Raw genomic sequence first — 16,493 nt, 5'->3', positions numbered from 1 at the left:
GATTTTTATTTTGGATAAATTTTGAAACGTTACAAATTATTATTTTAAAAATTTAAGTGCAAGATATATTTTTTTATGATATAATTGAAACGTTTCAATTATTAAATTTTATTCAAGATAAAATAAAGGAGTTATAAGATGGCTACTATGAAGGATGTTGCTAACGAGGCAAAGGTTAGCTTAGGAAGTGTGAGTAATGTTATTAATGGAAGGGAGGTTAAGCCTGAGACTTATAGGAGGGTGATGGATGCTATTGAGAAGCTTAATTATGAAAAAAATGACCTAGCTAGTGGTCTTAAGAATAATAAAACTAATACTATTGGTCTAATTATTCCTACTATTTGGCACCCGTTTTTTTCAGAGATGACTTTTCATGTAGAACAACTTTTACAAAAGAGGGGTTATAAGCTTCTTTTGTGCAATAGCAATGGATGTGAAGATAGTGAAATCCAATATTTGCAGATGCTTAGGAAGAATATGATCGATGGGATAATAGCGATTTCCTATTCTGATATTGAAGTTTATATTAATTCCAACTTACCTTTCGTAAGTATCGACAGAAAGTTTGATAAGAATATTAATTTTGTGGCTAGTCAAAACTACGAGGGTGGCCTTTTAGCTGCTAAAACCTTGGATAGTAAGGGGTGTAAAGAGCTTTTGTATGTGGGAAGTCATAATAAATTTATGAATGCTACCATGGACAGAAGAAGAGGTTTTGAAGATTTTTGTAAGGATAATAAGATATCTTATCACATTATTGATATGCTTGAGCCTTATGAGGGACTTGATGATCAGATTTATGCAATTTTTAAGGAAAATCCTGATATTGATGGAATTTTTACTATTAATGACTTTGTGGGCATGGATGTTATTGAGATTTTAAAAGCGATTGGTAAGGAAGTTTTAGACGATTACCAGATGATTGGTTTTGATGGAATCAAGCTTAGCGAAGAGAGATCTTATATGGTTTCTACTATTGTCCAAGATGTTGAAAAGATTGCGACAAGGAGTGTGGATATCTTGCTTAAAAATATTGAAGATGAGAATTATTACGCTAATTCTTATGTAGAAGTTAGGTTCGAGGAGGGTGGAACGACTAAATGATTAAACTTATGGAAGGAGGCTTTTATGAAAAAAAATAAAAATATGATTAATGCAGACGATGAAATAGAACTGACTATTTGGCAACGACTTAAAGATCAATATCAGTTATTTTTGCTGCTTTTACCGGCTTTGCTGATTACTTTTATCTTTAAATACATACCTATGTATGGAATCTTGATTGCCTTTAAGCAATATAACCCATTGAAGGGGATTTTGGGAAGTCAATGGATTGGCTTTGAACACTTTAGAAATTTCCTAACTTCACCAAACTTTAATGTATTGCTTGTAAATACTTTGAAGCTTTCTATTTATGGACTCTTGTGGGGATTTTTCCCTCCAATTATTTTAGCTTTGATGATAAATCAATTGATGTCTGATAGGATTAAGCAATATGCTCAAACTATCCTCTATACACCTAACTTTATCTCTACTGTTATTATAGTTGGTATGGTGTTTTTGTTCTTCTCAGCTAATGGTCCTATTGTTAGGATTCTTACGAGTATGGGGATTACGCCACCACAATTTCTAACTGATCCAGAGTCTTTTAGGTCCTTGTATATTGCTTCTGGAATTTGGCAGGGCATGGGATGGGCATCTATCCTATATACCAGTGCCTTAATTAGTATTCCACCAGATTTGTATGAGGCTGCTGAACTTGATGGGGCAAATCTTTTCCAAAAGATTATAAATATAGAATTACCTGCCTTAAAGCCAATTATGATTGTAAACTTTGTTTTGGCTGTGGGTGGAATCATGGGTATCGGCTATGAAAAGGCTTACTTAATGCAGACTTCTCTTAACCTACCTACTTCAGAGATTATCTCTACCTATGTATATAAGATTGGTTTACAGCAAGGAAATTATTCTTATTCAACAGCTGTAGGACTTTTTAACTCAGTTATTAACTTGATTTTATTGGCAGTTACTTACTTGTTTGTGAATAAGATTGAAAAGAAGAAGGGGTAAATATGAATGTTAATTCTATGACTAGGGTTGATAAGAATATCAGAAGAATAAATATTATCTGCTTAGTAATCATCTTGCTTTTGATCCTTGTGCCTATGATTTATGTCTTGCTGGCAAGTTTTATGGCACCTGATACCTTGCTTAGCAAGGGAGTTAGTCTTAATCCAGCAGACTGGACTGTAGAAGGCTATAGGAGGGTCTTTAGTGATAAGAGTATCTTAAGGGGATTTTTCAACTCTTTAATCTACTCATTTGGCTTTGCGACCTTAAATGTTGTTGTAACAATGATGGCTGCTTATCCAATGAGCAGGGATGACCTTGTTTTTAAAAAGGGAATTTATGTATTTTTTGTAATAACCATGTTTTTTGGTGGAGGTCTCGTTCCAACCTACTTGCTTGTAAAAAATCTCGGCATGCTTGATACTGTTTGGGCTTTGATCTTGCCAGGATGCTTATCAGTCTTTAACTTGTTTTTGGCTCAGGTTTATATAAAAACTTTGCCAAAAGAGATGATTGAGGCAGCTAAGGTAGATGGAGCAAGTGAGATCCAAGTCTTTACAAAAATTATAGTGCCTTTATCTAAGTCAATTATGTTTGTAATATTCTTATATTCCTTTGTTGGAATGTGGAATAGTTACTTTGATGCAATGATTTATATTAAATCACCAGAATTAGAGCCTTTGCAAATAGTTTTAAGAAAAATTTTGGTTCAAAACCAACCAAACATGAATATGATTGGCCAGCAAACAGCTATGGCTGAACTAAAGAAAATAGCAGAATTAGTTAAGTATTCTACTATCGTTGTTTCCAGTGTACCATTAATAGTTATGTTCCCATTCTTCCAAAAATATTTTGAAAAAGGAATTTCAGTAGGAGCAGTGAAAGGATAAATTATGAATATTAAAAAATGTATTATAGCTTTAACAATACCAGCCTTACTAGTAGGTTGTGGATCTAAAGAATCTAAGACAACAAGTAGTGAAGACTACGGCCTTACAGATGTAAGCCTTCCGCTAAAAGATAAGGTGAGCCTAAAAGGTATCACATCTAGTTCACCTCTAGCACCAGAAGACCCAAATGAAAAACTAATTTATAAGAGATTAGAAGAAGATACAAATGTTCACATAGACTGGACAAATTATAACAGTGACTTTGCAGAAAAGAGAAATCTAGATATAGCTGCAGGTGATTTGCCAGACTTTATTTGGAACTCAGAAGCAAGTGATGCTGACCTAATGACTTGGGCAGATTCAGGTGTAATAGTGCCAGTTGATGAGCTTGTTGAAAAATATATGCCAAATCTAAAGGAAATTTATGATAAATATCCAGAATATAAGGCCATGATGGTAGCTCCTGATGGCAAGATGTATTCCTTCCCATGGATAGAAGAATTAGGTAATGATAAGGAATCAATCCATACTGTAAATGATATTCCATGGATAAATGTAGAATGGCTAAAAAAATTAGGTCTAGAAATGCCTAAAAATCCACAAGAACTTAAAGAAGCCCTCATAGCCTTTAGGGATAAAGATCCAAATGGTAATGGCGAAAAAGATGAGATTCCATTCTCCTTTATAGATGCCGATGGCAATGAAGACTTTAAATTTATCATGGCAGCCTTTGGAGGAGATGGGGACAATGACCAACACCTAGTAGTAGGCAATGATGGAAAGCTAAACTTTACAACAGATGATGATGAATATAGGGCAGGAATTGAATATATGAATGACCTATATAATGAAGGATTAATAGACCCTGAAGCCTTTGAACATGATTGGAACACCTATATAGCCAAGGGTAAGGATATGAGATATGGTATGTATTTCACCTGGGATAAGGGAAATGTAAGTGGAATGAATGATTCCTACGATGCCATGGATGTAATGGAAGGTCCAGATGGAGTAAAGAGAGTAACAAGGACAAATAACATGGGCTTTTCAAGAGATAGGCTAGTAATTACATCAGCAAACAAAAATCTAGAGCTAACAGCAAAATGGATTGACAAAATGTATGAGCCTCTTCAATCAGTACAAAACAACTGGGGAACCTATGGTGATGAAGACCAACAAAACATCTTCGAAATGTCTAAAAATGATGCAGGAGAGCCAATGCTTAAGCATCTTCCACTAAATGGAACAGCTCCTGGAGAATTAAGACAAAAGACAGAAGTAGGTGGCCCACTTGCAATTCTAGATGAATACTATGATAAATATACAACCATGCCAGATGATGCTAAATGGAGACTAGATATATTAAAAGAAAAATATACTCCTTATGCAGAAAAGGATGAAATTTATCCAAAATTATTTGCAAGCAAAGAGGACCTAGAAAGACTAGCTCAAATTGAAGCAGATCTTAAACCATACATCCAAAGAAGTCGTGCAGAGTTTATCCAAAATGGAATAACAGATGAAAGCTGGAATGCTTATAAGGAAGAATTAAAACGACTTGGCCTAGAAGAATGGCTAGAAATCAAACAAAGAAACTTCGACGATTACAAGAAAAAGTAGGGGTAATAATGGAATTTAACTTGAAAAACGCAAATGAATTTATAGAAAAGAATAAAGAGTCCATTAATAAAAAGTTTTTCCCAAAAATAAATTACGCCGCACCTATAGGTTGGATTAATGATCCAAATGGGGTCAGTGTAAAAGATGAATATTATCATTTATTCTACCAACACTATCCTTATGATGCTTGCCACGGCCCTATGCATTGGGGTCATGCAAGGACTAAGGATGGACTAGTATGGGAAAACCTACCAGTAGCCCTAGCCCCTGATATGGCCTATGACAAAAATGGAGTATTTTCCGGATCTGCAATCTTTGTAGAAGATGAGCTCTACCTAATGTATACAGGCCACCTTACAGAAACTGACCACGGTCAGGTAAGACAAAATCAAAATATAGCTAAGTCAAAAGATTATATAAACTTTGAAAAATATGCCAATAATCCTGTTCTTGATGAAAAAGATCTGCCAGCTAATATCTCAAAAGAAGACTTCAGAGACCCTAAAGTCTTCAAGAAAGATGGCAAGTATTATGCAGTGATAGGAACAAAGACAGATGATAAAATAGGTACAGTTCTCCTTTATGAATCAGAAGATATGCTAGCTTGGACCTATAAGTCTATACTCATATCAGATGAAGCCTATCTAGGGGATATGGCAGAATGCCCAGACCTTTTACTCTTTGAAGATAATAAGGCGGTCCTCTTAGTAAGTGCCATGAATTACAATTACCAAGGCAAAAAACATCCACATAAGACGATGTTAATAGAAGGAAGGATGGATTGGGATAATTACAAATTCCTGGCAGAATCTACTAGAGAGATGGACTTTGGCTTTGACTATTATGCTCCTCAAAGTGCCAAGGAAGATGGTGACTACTTTGCCATAGCTTGGAACCAAGCCTGGGGCTCAAGCCTAATACCAGGAGAAGAAGGCCATAAATGGATGGGACAGATGACAATTCCTCAATTAATTTTTGAAGAAGATGGCAAGATAAAAAGAACCATCCACCCAAAAGCCCTAGCAAAAAAGACCCTAGTTAAAAAAGAAAAAATAAGCGAAGGGCCAATTAGCTTAGAAAATGGCAATTTCATAGAGTTTGAAACAAAGCAAAGAGGGCTTTTAAAATTAAGCCTTGCAAATGATAAAGAAGCCTTTGATTTTAACTTTGACTTAGCAAATAATAAGGCAAGTTTTGATAGGTCAAAGATGGCCTATAAGATAAAGACAGAACATGGTTTTGATATCAATAAAAAATCCTTTGATCTAGACTTTAATGATGAGAACAAATTTAAAATCATAGTGGATAGGTCATCAATTCAAGTATATATCAATGATGATTATTCCATATCTAATACCTATTATTCTGATAGTGAATTGGATAGGATAATAATAGAAGAAAAAGATTTGCTTGACGAGATAAGAATTTATGACCTGCTGGGAGAGAATAAATGTATGGAGCAATAGAAGCTGGCGGCACAAAGATGATTTGTGCCGTAAGTGATGAAAATTTTAATATTATAGAAAAAATTCAATTTCCTACCACACTTCCTGAAGAAAATATCAAAGAAATGATAGACTTCTTTGGCAAATATGATAAGGCTTTAAAAGCTATAGGCCTTGGAACTTTTGGTCCAGTAGATATAAATCCAGAATCTAAGACCTATGGTTACATCTTAAACACTCCAAAAAAAGGATGGCAAAACTTTGATTTTGTAGGTTCCTTAGAAAAGGGACTTGGTATAGATGTATATCTTACAACAGATGTCAATGCAGCAGCCTATGGTGAACTAAAAGAAGGTGCAGGCAAGGGACAAAATTCTCTAGCCTATTACACCTTTGGTACAGGAGTAGGCGGAGGAGTTATACAAAATAAGGACTTTATAGGAGGAAGGGGCCACCAAGAACTTGGACACATGATTGTAAATAAGCATCCAGATGATAAGTTTGAAGGAATATGTTATGCTCATGGGACATGCCTTGAAGGTCTTGCATCTGGTCCATCCATCGAAAAGAGATTTGGAATCCCAGGCAAGGACCTACCTATAGAAGATAAGTTTTGGGATATAGAAGCCTACTATATAGGTCAATGCGTTTATAATACAGTCCTAGCCTTTAACCCAGACGTGATAGTCCTAGGTGGTGGTGTTATTCAAAAAGAAGGCCTAATAGAAAAGGTTAGAGATAATTATAAAAAACTAATGAATGACTATATCTCAGTTGAAAATGTAGATAAATACATCGTGAAACCTGATAGAAATGGCGAGTCTGCAATAATCGGAGCACTCCTCCTGGCAAGAGATAAGGCAAGAGAAAAGGTTGGATAATTATGGTAGATATAAAATTAGAAAATGTTTATAAAAAATACGACAAGGCGACTGATTATTCTGTAAAAGACTTTAATCTAGACATAAAAGATGGGGAATTTATAGTCTTTGTAGGTCCATCAGGATGTGGTAAGTCTACAACACTTAGGATGATTGCAGGACTTGAGCATATTACAAAGGGAAAATTATATATAGATGGCAAGCTTATGAATATGGTTCCTTCAAAGGACCGTGGAATTGCAATGGTATTTCAATCCTACGCCCTCTACCCACACAAGAATGTCTATGACAATATGGCCTTTGGTTTAAAGCTAAGAAAATATAAAAAAGATGAGATAGACAAGAAAGTAAGGGGAGCAAGTGCAGTCCTAGGTCTTGATGAATATTTAGACAGGAAACCTGCAGACCTATCTGGTGGTCAAAGACAAAGGGTGGCCCTAGGTCGTGCTATAGTAAGGGATGCCAAGGTATTTTTAATGGATGAACCCCTATCAAACCTTGATGCAAAACTTCGTATGCAAATGAGGGCTGAAATATCAAAGCTCCATGACCAATTAGATGCCACAACAATATATGTAACCCACGATCAGACAGAAGCCATGACCATGGCTGACAGGATAGTCATAATGAATGAAGGACTCATCCAGCAAATTGGAAGCCCAATAGAACTTTATGATGACCCGGCCAATACCTTTGTGGCAAGCTTTATAGGATCACCTGCTATGAACTTGGTAGAAGCAAGGCTTGAAGATGGCTATTTAAGAAAAGGCGAAGACTTAGCCATAAAGATTCCAGAAAATCAATATCAAAAACTAAAAGACCTTGGTTATGATGGAAAAGAATTGATATTTGGAATTAGGCCAGAAGATATAAGCACAGAAGTTGACTATGGTAATAAGTACCACGCTGATATGAAATTATCAGAACTTTTAGGCTCTGACACAATCTTTTATGCAAGCATAGGAGATGAGGAATTCATCATAAAAGGCGATAAGGAATCCTATACTAAGGATAGCTTTATAAATATCAGTTTTAATGCTGAGAAAATAAAATATTTTGATAAGGAAGACGGACATTCTTTGATTAGACACCTAGTAGAAGAATAAAAATATATGTATCCCTCCCGAAATCCCCTAAGATTTATTATTGATTCAAGGGGATTTTTTTTATTTAGATAACTTTATAGTATTTGAGTGTACGTAATAGATATGACAACTTTGTTTACGATAAGGGGTAAAGAAGAAAGCTCGTAAAAGCTTCCAAACTCCCTTGCTTCGAGCCTAGTCGAGAAGCTTAAAGATTTTGTAGGGGGTTAAAAGATACTTAAGGCAGGCTTTTGCTTTATTTTCAAATTATTAAAATTCTAACGGTTTAGATAGCCTTATCCCATTTAAATCCATGCCTGTGGCTGGTATTAGGATGTAGGATTTGCCGTCTATTTTTTCTTCTTTGATTGTTGTGATTTCATCTTCTGGGATGGTGATTTTTATGCCTGTATCTGAGACTAGCTTGTAGTCCTTGGCTAGGATGTTATCTACTATCAGCTTGGTGTCTTCTTCTATTTCGACTTCCTTGCCGCCTAGGGATTCTAGGATTTCTTTGATTTCCTCTTTTTCGAGTGTTGGGATTATCTCGCTTTCCTTGGCCTCTTCAGACATTTCTTTGAGCTTGTCATTGAGGATTACCAGGTTTTTGATGGTTTTCTTATCTTCTAGGGATTCTTCGACTAGGATTTTGTAATAGTCTTGTTGGTAGTCTACCTTGCTTGGCATAGTACAGGCTAGGATTTCCTCTTCGAAGGCCTCGTCTCTTTTGCTGTTGTTTTTGACATAGTAGAGGCATTCGTAGATGTGGGCCTGCCTATCTGTGAAGGATGGGTATAGGAGGCCAAAGTCTGGGGCCTTGACTGTAGACTTGTTTTCGCTTTCGGAAAATTTCTTTTCTTCTTGGTCATAGATTAGCTTAGCTTTTGGATTTGCTGTCGGGCAGATGGCTAGGATGAAGAAGGAATATGTCTCTTCGCTATCGCCTGAATAAGATCCGTCCTGGGCCTTTTCTATTACATCATAGACTCCGTGGCCTAGGATTATGGCGTAGTTGCCATCTGTCTGATAGGTCCCTCTTATTTTTTCTACGAGTTTATTTATATCTGTCTCTTCGTTATTTTTTGAGATTTGGTAGAAGAGTTCTTGCTGGGAATTTGTTTCGTATTTGCCAGTAAATTCTAGGTTTAGGAGATTTTTCTCAAGGGATCCTGACAGGGTTTTTTTGAAGATTTCATCATAAAGGTCTTTTTCTCTGATGGTTAAAAGGCCATAAGCGAAGGCATCTTCAAAGATTATCTCGCCTTCTGCATTGATATAGTAAGTATAGATGGTATCAAGCCTTGACTGGTCTGGCCTGATTATTTTTCTGATTTCGTTTATTTCTTTTTTCTGCATGTTTCACCTCAGGATTAATTATACTATTTCTAGTCCGATCTGATCATCTGGAATAAGAAAAATCGCCCCAGAATTTAATTTAGGGGCGATTTTTCTATCTTGGTGATATTTTGTAATTTATACCATTTACAAGGCTTACCTCATAAGGGCTATCGCTGAAGTAGCCTTTAAGGAAGGCTAGGCGGTGGGTGTGGTAGGTGGATTGTTCTTCTTTTAGGTTAAGATTTCCTTCTTGGATTTCGAATGATTCGTGGTGATCGTGGCCGTGGCCTCCCGCACATGTCGCTTCTTTTGATTTTTCCATGTCTATTTCCTCATCGTATTTAGAGTGGAGGTTGTTATTTGTGATTAGGTAGAGGCTTTCTCCATCTACCATGGCTGCTAGGCCCTGATCGCATGGCATCCCATCTAGGAGATAGGTGTTTAGGGCTTTAAATACTTGTTCAAAGCTTGAAAAGTCTTTGTCCTTGCCACACTCCTGTCCTAATTTGTATAATTTTTCATCAGGGTCTTTGGCTAATTTTAAGGCCTTTGCTAGCCTTGTTTCTACTATATCTATTTTTTCTTGCAAATATCCGTGGATATTTTCTTGATCTAGAATTTCTTCTAGGGGCTTTGTTGAAACTGGATCTGGTTTTATATCTTGAATTTGACCATCCATTAGGTAGTCTGTAATTTTATCTTGGAATTTTATTTTTTCATACATCATATAATGGATGGGTCCGAGTGTTTTTGACATATTTTCTCCTTTGATTTTTCTTTGCTTTTATATTATAAGTTTGAATCTATAAAGATTCAAGCGGAATTTATTTTTTGAGTGAGTTAACAAACTAATATACTTAAGACAAATTTTTGACAATTTAAAAAATATAAGCTATAATATGGATATAAAGAATACGATTTCACTTGAAATCACAGGAGGAATACATGAAAAATAAGTTTAAGTCACTCATGGCTTTATCTTTAGCTGTAGTTCTTACAGCTTGTGGTGGAGCTAAAGAAGCGGACAAGGGAGCAGATACTAAAGAAGCTGCTAATACCGATGCTGCTACAAAGTTAACAGTTCAAGCTGAAGAAGGTTGGGTAGATTATTACAAAGCTGCAGCAGAACGTGTTAAAAAACAATTCCCTAATGCAGATATCGAGATTAAAACAGTTGGTTCTTTTGACAACTTAGATATTATCGATTCTACAGATGCTACAAATGAAGACGTTGCTGATCTTTTTGCAATTCCTGCAGATAGACTTTACGGTTTACATGGTAATGACGTACTTGGCGCAATTGATTCTAAAAAACTTGCTGAAGAAATCGGTGGTTGGGATGACTTTGATAAGGGATTAGGTGGAAACTTCAATATAGATGGTGAATATTTTGCTTTCCCATTCAATATAGAAACACTTATCACTTATGTAAACTCAGCAAATGCTAAAGAAAAGAACGTAGACCTATCTAAACCTATCGAAATTGAAGATGTTGCAGATGAATCTACAGTTTTATTCCCATTATTTGATGCTTGGTACGGCGTTGCTGCTACTAACTCTTCAAATATCGAACTTCTTGGCAAAAAAGAAGACGGAACACTTTACTCAGACTTTACTAAAGAATGGGATGAGCTTGAACCAGAAAAACAAGCTACAGTTAAGGCACTTTTCGATTATTGGAAAAAACACAACGAAGCTGGCACACAATTATTTGATGCTGATGCAGGTTGGGGTTATATAGATGATACATTCAAACCAGGCAACGGCGGTGTTGCTAGACTTGGTGGACCATGGGATGCAGCTGCTATAGGCGAACAAGCAGGCGAAGGCAACCTAGAAATTCATCCAATCGGTCAACTAACATTGGCAGGCAAACCACTAACACACTGGCAAGGTGGTTGGGGACTTGCAATGAACGCTAGAATAGAAGAAGATGCTGACAAGGTAGCTCTTGCAGAAGCTATGATCAAAGAAATTGTTAACCCAGAATTTGCAGCAGACCTATACAAGGCTTCAGGTAAGATTCTTGAAAACGTACCAGTAGAAAAATATAAAGAAATGGATCTTTCAGATACAGACAAGAACATCATTGAAGCTGCAATCGCTTCTTACAAAGAAGCTCCAGCTAGACCACTATTCAAAGAGTGGGGCGATGTTTGGGATACCTACAAAAACGCAATCCTATCTTGGAACTCTGTAAAACCAGCAGACGAAAAGGCAGCATATGCAGAAATAAAAGCTTCATTTGATTCAATGATGGCTAACTTTAACAAATAATTAAATTAAATAGAGGGTAATCCTTAGGGATTGCCCTTTATTCAAGTATTATGGATATAGCAAAAAAAAGAGAAAGATTTCTCTACCAGATACTGATAATATCAGCTCTTTTGATTCTAAACTTCTCGTTTGAGACAATGATGATGGCAAAAGACCCAGATATTTATAGTACAATCGCAAAAGTAAAGCAGGAGCTTACTTATGGAGATTACCTCAATGCACTGATATTTAACTTATTTATAAAGGTAATCAATCCAATAGTAATATCCCTATACACCTTTTTTACTATTAAAAAATACGGCATAAATATGTTTTATAAGATATTTTTTGGAGGAATGACTTTAATTGGAATAATTAATCACCTCCTACAATTCTCATTTGGCTCAGTATTTTATTATATAGGCCTAATACTCGATATAGCCCTATTAATAGTAATCACAAGGCAAGAAAGGTAAAAGAATATGACTTATGAAAAAAACCTTTATGATAGGAGGGGCCAGACTTATCCAAGAAAGAATCAATATATAATTGATCAAATCGAAGGCAATAATAAGTACTCAAAGGCTGACCACCCTTATAATAAAAAAGTTAAGGAATATAAAGAAGAGAAGAAAAAACTCTTAGATACAGCTATCAAAGAAGCAGTCAAAGATAATAGTTCTCATGGGGAGAAATACCTAAATGTTCTTCATCAAAAAAGTCAGATTGCTAGTAAGATGAAAGACTTCTATGAGGCAAATAAGGAACTTTCTTATGACTCACTTCTTGATTACAAATTAAATGAACTAGACCTTGTTTCTATTCCAGAGATAATCAAACATGATTCATACCTAAAGGACCAACTAGCAAATGCTAACGAAAGATTAGCAAACCTAACCGATGATAGGATCAAAGCTGAATCTAAACTAATCGAAGAAGATAGAGCTACCCTTAAGGAAAAATATGACAAAGACCTAAAAGATTTAGAAAAATCTTTCAAAGAAGGTCTGATTTCAAAGAAAGCCTACAAGGCAACCAAAGAACAATTAAAACAAAAATTCAAAGACCAAAATCTAAAAATTGACTACAGAAATCCAGAAAAATCTATCAAAGAAGAAATAGATTCTCTAAAGTACAAGATTAAACAAGATTACAAGCACTCAATGAAGATTTTGGAAGAAGATAGGTCTGACATCAGACGTAGGACACCAGTCGAAGTAGAAAACCAAAGTGCAATCAAATCCATACTATCAGCACCTATTCCAGGGCTTGGCCAATTGTTAAACGGCCAATGGCAAAAGGCAATAATGTTTTTCCTTGGAGCTTTATTTATCTATCTAATAGCCCTACCATATGCCCTAGGCTTCGGTAACTACCAAGGTCAAGGTATAGCAGGTCTAGTATCTTTAGCCCAAGGCGGAAAGAGACTAGATAGGTCAATCATCTTTATGATTGAGGGTGTACTTGCTATAGTATTTGTAGTACTTGCTATGGCAATATACGTATTTTCTTTTAAAGATGCCCACAAGACAGAAAAAGACCAGCTTAAGGGTATCAGACCAAACTCATTTTTTGAAACAAAGAAGATGATGAGAACAGATGGCTTCCCATATTTGATTTCAACACCAGCCCTACTAGTAATAATATTTATAGTAATGGTGCCAATTATCACAGCCATCCTAATTTCCTTTACCAACATGGACCCACAACACCAAAACAAATTTGAATGGATAGGACTAAACAACTACCTAACCATAGCAAAGGGTCAAGGTATAGCAGGAAAGGCCTTCTGGCATATCTTTGCTTGGACAATAATTTGGACACTAGGTGCATCAACCCTAGCAATAGTCCTAGGCTTTGTCTTTGCTCTAATGGTAAATAACGAAAGAATTAAGGCTAAAAAGGTATTTAGGACAGTTTACCTATTGCCATGGGCAATACCAGCCTTCATCACAATCATGTTCTTCTCAATCATGACAAGCCGTGGTGGTGTAATAACAGAGGCGATAAACTCGGTCTTTAATGTAAGCTTAGATATCAAAAATAACACAGTTCAAACTAGAACTGCCCTCATACTCCTCCAAGGATGGTTGGGTCATTCCTACATCTTCCTACTCACAACAGGAGTATTACAAGCCATTCCAAAAGACCTCTACGAAGCTGCAAGTATAGATGGAGCAACAGGTTGGCAAGCTACAGCCAAGATTACAATTCCACTTGTACTCTTCCAAATAGCACCAATGCTAATTAACCAATATACATTTAACTTCAACAACTTCTCAATAATTTACCTATTTAACGGCGGTGGACCTTTCAATCCACAGGTTTATGGTAACTTAGCGGGATCAAGTGATATTTTGATTTCATACATTTATAACTTAACTATGAATAGTCAGTACCAAGCTATAGGTGCTGCCATAACTGTATTTATTTCAATCTTACTTATAGTTATTTCCTTCATAGGTTACATGAAATCATCAGCCTTTAAGGAGTATTAATATGGCAAAGAAAAATAAAAACAAAGACCTATATTTATCTGACCTCCAGCCCTTATCAGCTGCAGGTAAGCTAGCCTTAGGTATATCATATTTAGTCTTATTTATATGGGCGGCCATCATTCTTGTACCCCTTGCCATAATGGTAATTTCATCATTTAACGGCAACCAAGGCCAATATATTTCTATGACTAGTAAGTTCGTATTCTCACTTGACAACTTTAAGTATTTATTTGAAAAAACTCAATTTGTCAGATGGGTAGTAAATACACTAAAGATAGCAACAGCAACAACAGCCTTAACCCTAATCTTTGTATCCTTTACAGGCTATGCCTACTCAAGATTCAGATTTAAGGGTAAGAAGGCATCATTAATCACAATCATGCTAGTACAAATAATCCCAGCCTTTGCAGGAATTACTGCCTTCTATGCCATCCACACAATCATATCAGGTATAGTGCCAGTATTCTCCCGCTCAATGATGCTGATATTGATTTATTCAGGTGGAGCAATAGCAGGTAACACCTTTATCCTAAAGGGCTACCTAGACTCAATTTCACCAGAGCTAGACGAGGCAGCAAGAATAGATGGTTGTTCAAACTTCCAGGTCTACAGGCTAATAATCATGCCACTTGCAAGACCAATGCTTGCAATCATAGCCCTTCAATGTTTCATAGGACCATTCCTAGATTACATGATGCCAAAGATACTTCTAACAAATCCAGCTGACTACACCTTGGCAACAGGCTTATTTACACTAATAAGCGATATGAGAAATATGAATCAGCCAGCCTTCGCAGCAGGTGGATTCTTATCAGCTATACCAGTCATGCTCTTGTTCTTGTTCTTACAAGATGAGCTAGTAGGTGGATTGTCATCAGGTGCAGTTAAGGGATAGGAGAGAAAAATGCGCGTAACATTAGATAATTTAGGAAAAAAATACGAAGGTAGAGATAAATTTACCATCAGAAATATAAATCTTGAAATAGACGATAAGGACTTTTGTGTAATCCTAGGTCCTTCAGGTTGTGGTAAATCAACCTTAATCAGAATGATAGCAGGACTAAACTCAATAACAGAAGGAACCCTATCATTCAACGATAAGATAATGAACACAGTAGAGCCAAAAGATAGGGACATAGCCATGGTATTCCAATCTTATGCTCTTTATCCACACATGACAGTATATGATAACATGGCCTTCTCATTAAAAATGAAAAATGAGAGAAAAGAAGTAATTGACAAGAGAGTTCAAGAAGCTGCAGAAATCCTACAGCTAAAAGACTACCTCTACTCAAGACCAAGTGATATCTCAGGTGGTCAAAGACAAAGGGTAGCCCTAGGCCGTGCTATAGTAAGGAAACCATCAGTATTCCTAATGGATGAGCCCCTATCAAACCTAGATGCCAAACTAAGAGAGCACATGAGGGTAGAAATAGTAAGAATCCATAACCAACTAGATACAACCAGTGTCTATGTAACCCACGACCAAACAGAAGCCATGACCATGGCCACAAAAATCGTCCTTCTAGATAAGGGAATCATCCAACAAGTAGGAGCCCCAGTAGAATTCTACGAAAGACCACAAAACCTCTTCGTAGCAGGCTTCATCGGTTCTCCAACCATGAACATCATAGAAGGAAAAGTAGAAAATGGAATGTTCGTAAATAACTCTGGCCAAATGAAAATAAAAGCCAACGACAAAGATGCAGCAGTCCTTAAAAACTACGAAGGCAAAAAAGTCTACCTCGGCATCAGAAGCGAGAGATTTATAGCAGAAGATAGAGACTACAATACAGTAGAATCCAACATCGAAGTAATAGAAATGCTAGGAAAAGAACAAATAATCTATTCAAAGATGGCAGATGGCACAAACTTAGTAATAAGCCAACCAGGCCACCTAGAATACAATATAGGAGATGACACAAAATTCTCCCTAGATCCAGAAGCCCTACATTTCTTCGATGGAGAAACAACAGAAAGAATAAACTAGAAAAGATATTACCGGGATATAAGTCTCGGTAATATTTTTATCAAACATAGATAGTAAGTTAAATAACTTGAAACTGATAAGTAAAAAGATAAAATGTATAAAGAGGCTATGTTGGCTAAATATGATAAATAATTAATTTTTGAAAGAAGGTTTTAGGGGGCATCCCCCAAAAACCCTCTTTTTTTTATCCAAGATAAAATATTTGCTTTATTACCAGAATTAATAATATTATGTAGTATTTTTCTTCGTAATTTTATCTTCTAATAAATTATAATTATATACTATTGAATCTTCGTCTCAAGGGGGAGCCCCAAGGGACCTTCCGCATGGTCTGTAGGACTCCCCAAAAGTTGTAGCTAGAAAAGAGGCTGCAATGAAAAAATATAGTTTAGAATTAAAGAAAAAAGTAATAAAAGAATA

General features: G+C 36.1%; 14 protein-coding genes. 12 read left to right on the top strand and 2 right to left on the bottom strand.

The annotated features are described in order from the left end of the window. Positions 1-138 precede the first annotated feature (138 nt). From NH286_RS03855 to NH286_RS03825, 7 genes are read left to right on the top strand one after another with little or no spacing between them, the layout of a single operon-like run. Entirely contained in the window at positions 139-1,104 is a 966-nt protein-coding gene (locus tag NH286_RS03855) for a LacI family DNA-binding transcriptional regulator (protein WP_106461389.1), read from the top strand. 24 nt (positions 1,105-1,128) lie between these two features. Further along, entirely contained in the window at positions 1,129-2,070 is a 942-nt protein-coding gene (locus NH286_RS03850) for an ABC transporter permease (RefSeq protein WP_265237017.1), read from the top strand. A gap of 2 nt (positions 2,071-2,072) precedes the next feature. Beyond that, entirely contained in the window at positions 2,073-2,960 is an 888-nt protein-coding gene (locus NH286_RS03845; RefSeq protein ID WP_106461390.1) for a carbohydrate ABC transporter permease, read from the top strand. A 3-nt stretch (positions 2,961-2,963) separates the two neighbouring features. Beyond that, positions 2,964-4,580 (top strand): extracellular solute-binding protein, encoded by a 1,617-nt coding sequence (locus NH286_RS03840; RefSeq protein ID WP_265237015.1) that lies wholly within the window; start codon positions 2,964-2,966, stop codon positions 4,578-4,580. Between the two features lie 8 nt (positions 4,581-4,588). Then, the gene (locus tag NH286_RS03835) at positions 4,589-6,046 is read left to right on the top strand and encodes a glycoside hydrolase family 32 protein (protein WP_265237013.1); all 1,458 of its coding nucleotides are present in this window, start codon (positions 4,589-4,591) and stop codon (positions 6,044-6,046) included. Next, entirely contained in the window at positions 6,031-6,906 is an 876-nt protein-coding gene (locus tag NH286_RS03830; protein WP_106461393.1) for an ROK family protein, read from the top strand. Before NH286_RS03835 ends, NH286_RS03830 begins: the two co-directional genes overlap by 16 nt. Positions 6,907-6,908: 2 nt before the next feature. Then, positions 6,909-8,012 (top strand): ABC transporter ATP-binding protein, encoded by a 1,104-nt coding sequence (locus tag NH286_RS03825; RefSeq protein ID WP_106461394.1) that lies wholly within the window; start codon positions 6,909-6,911, stop codon positions 8,010-8,012. Positions 8,013-8,261: 249 nt separating this feature from the next. On the opposite strand, the gene NH286_RS03820 is transcribed toward NH286_RS03825, so the two are convergent. Both NH286_RS03820 and NH286_RS03815 read right to left on the bottom strand, forming a co-directional pair. Beyond that, positions 8,262-9,347, bottom strand: coding sequence for a DUF4317 domain-containing protein (locus NH286_RS03820; RefSeq protein WP_265237009.1), 1,086 nt, complete (start codon positions 9,345-9,347; stop codon positions 8,262-8,264). Positions 9,348-9,441: 94 nt separating this feature from the next. Beyond that, the gene (locus NH286_RS03815) at positions 9,442-10,086 is read right to left on the bottom strand and encodes a hypothetical protein (protein ID WP_265237007.1); all 645 of its coding nucleotides are present in this window, start codon (positions 10,084-10,086) and stop codon (positions 9,442-9,444) included. Between the two features lie 188 nt (positions 10,087-10,274). Here NH286_RS03815 and NH286_RS03810 point away from each other — a divergent pair, with 188 nt between their 5' ends. The 5 genes from NH286_RS03810 to NH286_RS03790 are packed head-to-tail and all read left to right on the top strand — an operon-like array spanning position 10,275 to position 16,073. Further along, on the top strand, positions 10,275-11,606 hold the full coding sequence (locus NH286_RS03810; protein WP_265237005.1) for a sugar ABC transporter substrate-binding protein: 1,332 nt from the start codon (positions 10,275-10,277) through the stop codon (positions 11,604-11,606). A 50-nt stretch (positions 11,607-11,656) separates the two neighbouring features. Next, positions 11,657-12,061, top strand: a complete 405-nt coding sequence (locus NH286_RS03805) for a hypothetical protein (protein WP_265237003.1) — start codon at positions 11,657-11,659, stop codon at positions 12,059-12,061. Between the two features lie 6 nt (positions 12,062-12,067). Continuing rightward, positions 12,068-14,083: a carbohydrate ABC transporter permease gene (locus NH286_RS03800; protein WP_265237001.1), complete on the top strand. Its 2,016-nt coding sequence runs from the start codon at positions 12,068-12,070 to the stop codon at positions 14,081-14,083. A 1-nt stretch (position 14,084) separates the two neighbouring features. After that, positions 14,085-14,978, top strand: a complete 894-nt coding sequence (locus NH286_RS03795; RefSeq protein WP_265236999.1) for a sugar ABC transporter permease — start codon at positions 14,085-14,087, stop codon at positions 14,976-14,978. 9 nt (positions 14,979-14,987) lie between these two features. Continuing rightward, positions 14,988-16,073, top strand: a complete 1,086-nt coding sequence (locus NH286_RS03790) for an ABC transporter ATP-binding protein (protein WP_265236997.1) — start codon at positions 14,988-14,990, stop codon at positions 16,071-16,073. Positions 16,074-16,493: the final 420 nt, after the last annotated feature.

The organism is Anaerococcus sp. NML200574, from assembly GCF_026131665.1.
GTDB classification, from domain to species: Bacteria; Bacillota; Clostridia; order Tissierellales; family Peptoniphilaceae; genus Anaerococcus; species Anaerococcus kampingae.
This window is presented reverse-complemented; position numbering and strand designations above follow the sequence as displayed.